The sequence below is a fragment of the Pseudomonas sp. P5_B2 genome, assembly GCF_056400445.1.
This window is the reverse complement of record NZ_JBFULH010000169.1, coordinates 1-8,277: the sequence shown is the minus strand read 5'-3', so window position 1 is coordinate 8,277 and position 8,277 is coordinate 1. Positions and strand designations below refer to the sequence as shown.

8 protein-coding genes are annotated in these 8,277 nt (G+C 59.3%); 1 reads left to right on the top strand and 7 read right to left on the bottom strand.

The features are described 5' to 3' along the window. Nucleotides 1-115: 115 nt before the first annotated feature. The gene (locus AC1DRJ_RS14640; RefSeq protein WP_477802789.1) at nt 116-781 is read left to right on the top strand and encodes a DsbA family oxidoreductase; all 666 of its coding nucleotides are present in this window, start codon (nt 116-118) and stop codon (nt 779-781) included. Nucleotides 782-943: 162 nt separating this feature from the next. Here AC1DRJ_RS14640 and AC1DRJ_RS14635 read toward each other — a convergent pair whose 3' ends face one another. From AC1DRJ_RS14635 to AC1DRJ_RS14605, 7 genes are all read right to left on the bottom strand, one after another. After that, the gene (locus AC1DRJ_RS14635) at nt 944-1,282 is read right to left on the bottom strand and encodes a GlpM family protein (protein WP_477802788.1); all 339 of its coding nucleotides are present in this window, start codon (nt 1,280-1,282) and stop codon (nt 944-946) included. Next, entirely contained in the window at nt 1,282-2,610 is a 1,329-nt protein-coding gene (aauR, locus tag AC1DRJ_RS14630) for a two-component response regulator AauR (protein ID WP_477802787.1), read from the bottom strand. The genes AC1DRJ_RS14635 and aauR overlap by 1 nt, the downstream gene beginning before the upstream one ends. Then, nucleotides 2,607-4,508, bottom strand: coding sequence for a two-component sensor histidine kinase AauS (gene aauS / locus AC1DRJ_RS14625; RefSeq protein ID WP_477802786.1), 1,902 nt, complete (start codon nt 4,506-4,508; stop codon nt 2,607-2,609). The genes aauR and aauS overlap by 4 nt, the downstream gene beginning before the upstream one ends. Before the next feature lie 254 nt (nt 4,509-4,762). Continuing rightward, complete coding sequence (locus tag AC1DRJ_RS14620; protein ID WP_477802785.1) at nt 4,763-5,497, bottom strand: amino acid ABC transporter ATP-binding protein; 735 nt, start codon at nt 5,495-5,497, stop codon at nt 4,763-4,765. Then, nucleotides 5,494-6,165: an amino acid ABC transporter permease gene (locus AC1DRJ_RS14615; protein ID WP_477802790.1), complete on the bottom strand. Its 672-nt coding sequence runs from the start codon at nt 6,163-6,165 to the stop codon at nt 5,494-5,496. Before AC1DRJ_RS14615 ends, AC1DRJ_RS14620 begins: the two co-directional genes overlap by 4 nt. Next, the gene (locus AC1DRJ_RS14610; RefSeq protein ID WP_477802784.1) at nt 6,165-6,911 is read right to left on the bottom strand and encodes an amino acid ABC transporter permease; all 747 of its coding nucleotides are present in this window, start codon (nt 6,909-6,911) and stop codon (nt 6,165-6,167) included. Before AC1DRJ_RS14610 ends, AC1DRJ_RS14615 begins: the two co-directional genes overlap by 1 nt. A 193-nt stretch (nt 6,912-7,104) precedes the next feature. Then, on the bottom strand, nt 7,105-8,019 hold the full coding sequence (locus tag AC1DRJ_RS14605; RefSeq protein WP_477802783.1) for a glutamate/aspartate ABC transporter substrate-binding protein: 915 nt from the start codon (nt 8,017-8,019) through the stop codon (nt 7,105-7,107). Between the last annotated feature and the right edge of the window lie 258 nt (nt 8,020-8,277).

Here is an 8,277-nt window from a genome sequence, read left to right as displayed (position 1 = left end):
GACGCCTTCGCGAGCAGGCTCGCTCCCACAGGGGATTGTGGTATGGCTGCCACCGTGGTCCGGTCAGGTGTATCGTTCGATCTTTCCGGCGAGATCCAAGCCTGCGAGGTGTGTGATGAGTACCCCTTTGAAAATCGATTTTGTCAGCGACGTGTCCTGCCCCTGGTGCGTTGTCGGCCTCTACGGCCTGACCCGGGCGCTGGAAATTCTGCGCGATGAGGTCCAGGCCGAGATCCGCTTCCAGCCGTTCGAACTGAACCCGAAGATGGGCCCCGAAGGGCAGAACATCACCGAACACATCACCGAAAAGTACGGCTCGACCCCCGAACAGTCACAGAAGAACCGCGAGATGATCCGCGCCCGTGGCACCGAGCTCGGGTTTGCGTTTCGCACTGACGGCAACAGCCGCATCTACAACACCTTTGATGCCCATCGTTTGTTGTATTGGGCGGGGCTGGAAGGGTTGCAGTTCAATCTCAAAGAAGCGCTGTTCAAAGCGTATTTCACCGACGGCGGCAATCCGTCCGATCACGGGCAGTTGGCGCAGATTGCCGAAAGCGTAGGGCTCAATTGGCAGCGCGCCGAGGCGATTCTGGCGTCGGATGAATACGCCAAAGAGGTGGTTGAGGAAGAACAGCTGTGGCTGACCCGTGGCGTGAGTTCGGTGCCGACGGTGGTGTTCAACGGGCAGTACGCGGTGAGTGGCGGGCAGCCGGTGGAAACGTTTGTCGGGGCGATCCGGCAGATCATGAGCGAAGCGAAGGGTGGTACTGTCAGCTGATGGTGCAGGGCGCTTTTGTGGTGAGAGGGGGCTTGCCCCCGTTGGGTGGCGAAGCCGCCCTGAACCATCCACCGTGGTCCACCAGATAATCCGCAATTGCAGGATTTACGGCTGCTTCGCAGCCGAACGGGGGCAAGCCCCCTCGCCACAAGGGGAGTGGAGTTAGCTGTGGAAACGTACCCAAACTGAAACCAGAACGGTGGCCGCGATCAACCAACCCACCGCCGCCACGGCTAGCGACGCCTCCAACCGCATCCGGTCCACCATCACATACAAGGTCGCGAGGTAAACGAAGTAGGGAATGATCGACCACATGCCAAACACGATGGTGGTCTTCAAATCCTCAACCGAGCGCCCTTTGCCGACGATGAAATGCGCAATCAGCGCAAAAGTCGGAAACAACGGCACCAGCCCGGCKATGTAGTAATTCCTGGTCTTGGCCAGTGCCGCCAGAATCRGCACCACCGCCGCGCCCAACGCTGCTTTCAGAAACAGATCCATCAGTGGCTCAGTCCGTATTTTTTAACCTTGTCGAACAGCGTGGTCTTGGCCATGCCCAGTTCCAGGCTGGCCTGGCTCAGGTTGCCGCCGCTGCGCTGCAAGGCGTCGCTGAGCAAGTTGCGTTCGAAGGCTTCCACTGCTTCGGCGAAGGCGAGTCCCTGATTGCTGCCACTGGCACCGGACTTTTTGAAGGCTGGCAGGCCGAGGGCGAAGCGTTCGGCGACGTTGCGCAATTCGCGCACATTGCCCGGCCAGTCGTGGCTCATCAAATTCGACAAGGTCTGGTTATCCAGCTCCGGCACAGCGCGGTCAAAGCGCAGGGACGACTGCTGCAAAAAGTGCTCGAACAATTGCAGGATGTCTTCGCGACGTTCGCGCAGCGGCGGCAGTTCCAGGGTCACCACGTTCAAGCGGTAATACAGGTCGCTGCGGAACTCACCGACCTTGCTCGTTTCGGCCAGGTCGGACTTGGTGGCCGCGATCACCCGGCAATCCACCGCCACGCTCTGGTTCGAGCCGAGGCGTTCGAGGGTGCGCTCCTGCAACACCCGCAGCAGTTTGATTTGCAGCGGCAGGGGCATGCTTTCCACTTCGTCGAGGAACAGCGTGCCGCCGTCGGCGTGTTCGATCTTGCCGATTCGCCGCTTGCCGGCGCCGGTGAAGGCGTTGGCTTCGTGGCCGAAAATTTCGCTTTCGAACAGGTTTTCCGGCAGGCCACCGCAGTTCAACGCCACGAATTGTTTGGTATGGCGCCGACTGAAATCATGCAGGCAGCGCGCGACCAGCTCTTTACCTGTGCCGGTCTCGCCTTCGATCAACACGTTGGCCGAGGTGTCGGCGACATTGGCGATCAGCTCACGCAGGTTTTGCATGGCCGGCGAGCGACCGATGATGCGGCCTTCGAGGGAGTCACGCTCGGCCAGTTGCCGGCGCAATGACGAGACTTCGCGGGCGAGGCTGCGTTGTTCCAGCGCACGTCGTGCAACATCCACCAAGCGTTCCGGGGAGAAGGGTTTCTCCATGAAGTCATAGGCGCCTTTTTGCATCGCGCCGACGGCCATGGAGATGTCGCCGTGGCCGGTAATCAGCACCACCGGCAGGCTGCGATCGCGGGCCTTGAGCCGAGTCAGCAGTTCCAGGCCATCCATGCCCGGCAGGCGGATGTCGCTGATGACGATGCCGGCGAAATTGTCGCCGACCCGCTCCAGGGCTTCTTCGGCGCTGCCCACGCCGACGCTAGGAATGTCTTCCAGGGTCAGCGCCTGTTGGCAGCCAAGCAGCACATGAGGATCGTCTTCGACGATCAGCACACTAAGGTCGTTGTTCATATTGGCTCGGCGGGAGTGGGGCTTACCAACGGTAAACTGAGGACGAAGGTGGTACCACCGCTGGCAGGGTGTTCGACACCCAAGTGCCCGCCGGTGGCGGCAGCCAGACTGGCGGACAGGGTCAGGCCGAGGCCCAGGCCTTGTGCGCCGGGTTTGGTGGTGAAGAACGGTTCGAACAGATGTTTGCGTGCTTCGGCATCGATGCCGTGGCCGTTGTCGCGCACGCGAAGACGGTATTTGCCATCGAAGACGTCACCTTCCAGCCACAACTCCGGCAGCGGTTGGGCCTGCATGGCATCAAGGGCGTTGCCGACCAGGTTGACCAGAATCTGTTCGAGGCGGGTCTGATCGATCTGCACTTGTACGTCCATGAAGTCGCGATGCAGTTGCAGGTGTACGCTTTCCACCCGATTGCCAAGCAGTTGCAAAGCAGCATCTACGGCTTTGCCGAGGCTGGCCTGGCCTTTGTCATCACCGCGTCGAGCGAACGAGCGCAGGCTGGCGGTGATCCGGCCCATGCGGTCGATCAGTTCGTTGATGGTATTAAGGTTGGTGCTGGCCACGTCCAGCTGACCACGCTCCAGAAAGCGCACGGTGTTGCCGGACAAGGTGCGCAGTGCCGCTAGTGGCTGGTTCAATTCGTGAGCGATGCTGGTGGACATCTGGCCGATGGCGGCCAGTTTTCCGGCCTGCACCAGTTCATCCTGGGCGCGGCGCAGCGTCTCTTCAGCGAGCCGGCGCTCGCGGATCTGGCCTTTGAGCCGTTCGTTGCTGGCGCGCAGGTCGGTGGTGCGTTCGGTTATCCGACGTTCCAATTGATTGTTGGCTTCCTGCAAGGCTTCCCGAGCGGCAAGGCGGGTGGCGACGACCTTGCGCCGCTCGTTCCAGGCGATCAGCAGGAACGCCACCAAGGCGAACGCCACCGCCACCAGAATCCCTTGGTTGATCGCTTCGCGGCGCAAATCCTGAAGCGGCGTTAGCAGGGTGAAATTCCACGGGGTATCGCTCAAGGGCCGGGTCTGGGCCAGGTAGCTGATGTCTTCATCGTCGGCCTCCACTTCGCTGTTGGCGGGGAAGGTCAGCTTCTCCACGCCCTCGGCCAGGGTTTCACGGGCCAGCGGTTGCAGCTCGTTCAGCGGGAACCAGTAGTACTGGAGGCTACGGGCGAGTTTTTCTTTGGTCTCATCACTCAACGGCACGACCGACTTGAGGCGCAGCGCCGGATCACTGGACAGAATGATGATGCCGTTTTCGTCGCTGACGAAGGCTTCGAGGCGTGCCCGCTGCCAGCGTTCCTCCAGGGCTTCGAGACGGATTTTGACCACCGCTACACCGATGATTTTGCCGTGTTCTTCCAGGCCGTGGGCCAGGTAGTAACCGGGTTCGCCGTTGGTGCTGCCAATGCCGTAGAAACGCCCCGGCTGGCCGCGAATGGCGTTCTGGAAGTAGGCGCGGAAGGACAGGTCTTCACCGAGGTAACTGTCGACATCGCGCCAGTTACTAGTGGCCAGGACACGGCCGGTCGTGTCCATCACGTAGATAGCCCGACTACGGCTGCGCCGGTTCAGGCCTTCAAGGTAATCGTTGACCGTTTGCCGGTGTTCCGGCGACGGGTCGGCCAGCAGTGCCGAAACGCTGGATTCGAGCTCTAGCAGGCTGGGCAGGTAGGTGTATTTGCTGATCTCGCTTTCGACGGCGCGAGCGTGTAGTTCAAGCTGACGCTGGCCATTCTCGCTGAGGCTGCGAATGCCGTAGTGCTCACTGACGCAGAAGCCGACGTAGCCCAGTCCGATCATCAGGGCGATGATCAGCGGTGGCAGGAACAAATGGCGAATCAGACGGGGTTTCACGGCAAGTGATGGCGTTGCTGCGCGATAGAGAGTGGGGTCGCATTTCATCACAGATGCCTTGGGTCAACCACAACACAAATCCGAACCTTGCACCGACCCCTGTAGGAGCCGGCTTGTGGCGAGGGGGCTTGTGTGGCGAGGGGGCTTGCCCCCGTTGGGTCGCGAAGCGGCCCCAGCATTACAAATTCAAACCGTATGCCGCGGGTTTACGACTGCTTCGCAGCCGAACGGGGGCAAGCCCCTCACCACACAAGCCCCTCACCCCACAGGCCAGCTCCCACACGGGGAGCGGCGTTTGGGACTTAGTGCTGCAGAATCTTGTTGAGGAAGTGCTGTGTCCGCTCGGCACGGGAGCTGATGTCGCCGAAGAATTCCTCTTTCTGGCAGTCTTCGATGATTTTGCCCGCGTCCATGAAGATCACCCGGTCCGCCACTTTACGGGCGAAGCCCATTTCGTGGGTCACGCASATCATGGTCATGCCTTCGTGGGCCAGTTGCACCATCACGTCGAGTACTTCATTGACCATTTCCGGGTCCAGYGCSGAGGTCGGTTCGTCGAACAGCATGACGATCGGGTCCATCGCCAGCGCGCGGGCAATCGCCACACGCTGTTGCTGACCACCGGAAAGCTGGCCAGGATGTTTGTGCGCATGGGCCGACAGCCCGACGCGCTCAAGCAGTTGCAGGCCTTTCTTGGTGGCTTCTTCCTTGCTGCGGCCCAACACCTTGATCTGCGCGATGGTCAGGTTTTCGGTGATGGTCAGGTGCGGGAACAGTTCGAAATGCTGAAACACCATGCCCACGCGCGAACGCAGTTTCGGCAGGTTGGTCTTCGGGTCGGCGATGGACGTGCCATCGACCACGATGTCGCCTTTCTGGAACGGTTCCAGCGCGTTGACGCACTTGATCAGCGTGGATTTGCCGGAGCCGGACGGCCCGCACACCACGATCACTTCGCCTTTTTTGACCTCGGTGCTGCAATCAGTCAGTACCTGGAAGTCGCCATACCACTTGTTGATGTTCTTGATAGAGATCATACGGCAAACCTTTTTTGCAGACGCTTGACCAGCAGCGAGGCGGCAAAGCTGATTGTGAAGTACACGAGACCTGCGAAGATCAGGAACYCATTGGAGCGGCCAATGATGTCGCCGCTGGCACGCGAAGCGTTGAGGAAGTCCACCAGGCCGACCGCGTAAACCAGCGAGGTATCCTGGAACAGGATGATGCTCTGTTGCAGCAACAGCGGGGTCATCTTGCGGAACGCTTGCGGCAGGATGATCAGACGCATCATCTGGCCATACGTCATGCCCAAGGCCTGGGCTGCGCCCATTTGCCCCTTGGGAATCGACTGCACACCGGCCCGGACGATTTCGCAGAAGTACGCCGCCTCAAACATCATGAAGGCCACGATGCACGAAGCGAAGGCGCCGATCGGGGTGTCTTCGCCGGTGATCCAGCGCAGCACGAACGGCACCGCCAGGTAGAACCAGGTGATCACCAGCAGCAGCGGGATCGAACGGAAGTAATTGACGTAGGCGCCGGCAAGGTTCGACAGCAGTTTGCTGTGGGACAGACGGCACAGCGCCAGGATCGTGCCGAGGATAATACCGCCGACCACGCCCATGACCATCAGCTTGAGGGTCATGACCATGCCGTTCCACAAGCCCGGCAGGGAAGGGATGATTCCTGAGAAGTCGAATTCCATCATTTACCCCCTACGGAAATCAGGCCCGGTACGGCGACTTTCTTCTCGACCAGGCGCATCAGCAGCATGAGGCTCATGTTCAGGGTGAAGTAGATCAAGGTTGCCAGGGTGAACGCTTCGAACAGATTGGCGGAAAACTCGGCGGTCTGCTTGGTTTGCGCGAGCAATTCCATCAGGCCAATCAGCGAGGCCACGGACGTGTTCTTGAACACGTTGAGGAATTCCGAGGTAAGCGGTGGAATGATGATTCGGTAGGCTTGGGGCAGCAGCACATTCCAATAGATCTGTGGCAGCTTGAAGCCCATGGCGCGAGCGGCGGATTCCTGGCCTTTTGGCAAGGCCTGGATGCCGGTGCGCACTTGTTCGCAAACGCGAGCGGTGGTGAACAGGCCCAGGCAGACGACGACGCTCAGGAACGCCGAGGTGACCGGGCTCAGGTCCTGTTTGTACCAGTCTTGCAGGTCTTGCGGCAGCAGGTCGGGCACCAGGAAGTACCAGATGAACAGCTGAACCAGCAGCGGCACGTTACGGAAGAGTTCGACGTAGCAGGTCGCTATGCCCGATACGATGCGATTCGGTACGGTGCGCATGACGCCCAGAATCGAGCCCAGTGTCAGGGCAATGATCCAGGCCACGATAGCGATGGCAATGGTCCAGCYCAAACCGGTGATGTACCAGTCGAGATAGGTCTCGCTGCCAACGCCAGTGGACTTGAAGAACACGCCCCAGTCCCAGTTGTAATTCATTAGGGTCTCCCCTCAGATCGATCAAAGTACAAGTGCCCGCTTGGGGAAGCTCCGTTCCCGACCCGACCATAATAGTCAGGCACACAAGATCGGCTCGACAGCCACCGGTTCGAGTGTTTCCAAAAATGCCAGCAGGGAGTGACAAACCCCTGAAAGGGCAGCGGCCCTCTCAGGAGATAAGGTTAGTCAGAAATCAGGATTTCTTGTCGTCAGCCGCTTTATCAGTCGGATTGGCGATCAGGGCCTTGAGTTCGTCGCTCATCGGGAAGTTCAGGTTCAGGCCTTTAGGCGGGATTGGCGCCATGAACCATTTTTCGTAGATCTTGTTGATCTCGCCCGACTTGTAGGTGGCGATGATGGCGTCATCCACCGCTTTCTTGAACGGCTCGTCGCCCTTGCGGACCATGCAGCCGTAGATTTCGTAGGACTGTGGCGTACCGGTCACGGMCCAGTCATCTGCTTTCTTGGCCTTGGCTGCTTCGCCTGCCAGCAAGGCGTCGTCCATCATGAAGGCTACAGCGCGACCCGATTCCAGCATCTGGAAGGACTCGCCGTGGTCTTTGGCGGAGATGACGTTCATGCCCATTTGCTTGTCGGCGTTCATCGACTTGAGCAGGCGCTCGGACGTGGTGCCGGCGGTGGTCACAACGTTCTTGCCTTTGAGGTCGGTGAAGTCTTTGTAAGGCGAGTCTTTCTTCGACAGCAGGCGGGTGCCGATTTCGAAGATGCCAACGGAGAAATCAACTTGCTGCTGACGCTCGACGTTGTTGGTGGTGGAGCCGCACTCGACGTCCACGGTGCCGTTCTGCACCAGCGGGATACGGGTTTGCGAGGTCACCAGGTTGTATTTGACCTGGAGATTCGGCATGTCGAGGTCTTTCTTGATGGCTTCGACGATTTTCAGTTGCAGGTCGTGGGAGTAGCCAACCGGCTTGCCGGTAGCGTCCGCGATGTACGAAAACGGAATGGAAGCGTCACGATGCCCGAGGGTGATGACACCGGACTCTTTGATCTTTTTCAGGGTGCCGGTGAGTTCGGCAGCGAAAACCGGAGTGCTGATCAGAGCGGCAGCAATGGCTGCGCCCAGGATATGGGGAACGATGCGCATCAAATTGTCCTCGACATTGTTTTTTTTATGGAGCCAGTTTATCGGCCCTTTTGTGCTTCGAAAGCCCGGCGGTCCCTGGAGAGATGGCGCGAAGGCTGTTCGTCAAAGAGTGTAGAGCATGACTCGTGCCAGGCCAGGCTGATTATCTCAAGTTATTGATTTATAAAGGTATTAAATATTTATGGCGGCATTTTTGGCGAGGAATAATCCGGTTAACCGAATCGACTGATGGGTCGCGTTCGGAAAACCGAATTAGAT